The organism is Asticcacaulis sp. AC466 (genome assembly GCF_000495815.1).
Lineage (GTDB): Bacteria > Pseudomonadota > Alphaproteobacteria > Caulobacterales > Caulobacteraceae > Asticcacaulis.
In genome coordinates this window covers 1-1,294 of the sequence record NZ_AWGE01000041.1, presented here as the reverse complement: position 1 = coordinate 1,294, position 1,294 = coordinate 1, and the positions used below count along the sequence as shown (strand labels likewise).

Annotated in this window: 1 protein-coding gene and 1 other annotated feature; the gene reads right to left on the bottom strand. The window is 57.8% G+C overall.

The window, feature by feature from the left end; all coding sequences use genetic code 11:
* Positions 1-12: 12 nt before the first annotated feature.
* Positions 13-1,244 (bottom strand): IS3 family transposase gene (locus AEAC466_RS43415; protein WP_235074379.1). Its coding sequence is split into 2 segments (ribosomal slippage): positions 13-950 and positions 950-1,244, totalling 1,233 coding nucleotides; the frame shifts between segments, so codons are not numbered across the junction.
* Positions 844-960: a sequence feature (AL1L pseudoknot), on the bottom strand. Its footprint overlaps the gene before it by 117 nt.
* Positions 1,245-1,294 lie beyond the last annotated feature (50 nt).

Genomic DNA, 1,294 nt, shown 5'->3' with positions numbered 1-1,294 from the left:
GGTTTATAAAAGTTATGCTGCCATCTCTTCGGTGTCGAGAGCGGCATAGTACATTTGTTCAGCCTCAGCCGGGGGTATGTTGCCTATAGGCTCAAGCAGCCTTCGGTTATTGAACCAGTCGACCCACTCAAGGGTGGCAAACTCGACAGCTTCAAAGTTTCGCCATGGTCCTTTGCGGTGGATGACCTCGGCCTTGTAAAGCCCGTTGATGGTTTCAGCCAAGGCGTTGTCGTAGGAATCGCCTACGCTTCCGACTGAGGGTTCGATACCGGCTTCGGCCAGCCGCTCGGTGTACCTGATAGAAATATACTGACTGCCGCGGTCCGAATGGTGCACCAGGCCTCCGCGATGAACAGGTCTGCGATCATAGATCGCCTGCTCCAATGCATCGAGGACGAAGCTGGCATGGGCCGTTCGACTGGCGCGCCAGCCGACGATCCGTCGGGCGTAGGTGTCGATGACAAAAGCCACGTAGACAAAGCCCTGCCAGGTGGCGACATACGTGAAATCTGACACCCAGAGGCGGTTGGGGGCAAGTGCGCGGAATTGCCGGTTCACATGATCGAGCGGGCAAGGCGCCGCCTTAACGGAAATCGTTGTACGAACGGGCTTTCCACGGATGACACCGTGTAGGCCAAGGCCTCGCATCAGTCGCTCGACCGTGCAGCGGGCAATGTCAAAGCCTTCCCGCTTCATCTGGCGCCAAACCTTGCGAACGCCATAGACCTCATAGTTCTCGGCAAACACGCGTGCGACCTCAGGCTTGAGTTCCAGATCACGCTTCGCCCGCGCCGACAGTCGAGCCGGATCATTGCGCTGAGCGACGCGTTCGAAATAGGAAGATGGGGCAATCGGCAAAACCCTGCAGATCGGCTCGACCCCGTACGCCTCCCGGTGATCATCGATGAACGCAATCATCGCTTGAACGGGCGGTCGAGCTCCGCCTGGGCGAAATAAGCGCTGGCCTTGCGCAATATCTCATTGGCTTGCCGCAGCTCCCGGTTCTCGCGCTCCAGGGCCTTCATCTTCTCGGCCAGATCAGTCGGAACGCCGACACGCTTGCCGGTATCGACCTCAGTCTTCTTGATCCAGTCGTTCAAAGTGCCTGGCGCACAGCCGATCTTCTGAGCCACCGACAAGATCGCTGTCCATCGCGATGGGTAATCGGCTTCATGGTCGAGAACCATCCGCACAGAGCGCTCACGGATCTCAGGGGAGAATTTATTCGTCGTTTTGTTCGTCATAGGCCCATCCTACTATTGAGTTAGGGCATCCGGCAAATCCGGGGCGGTTC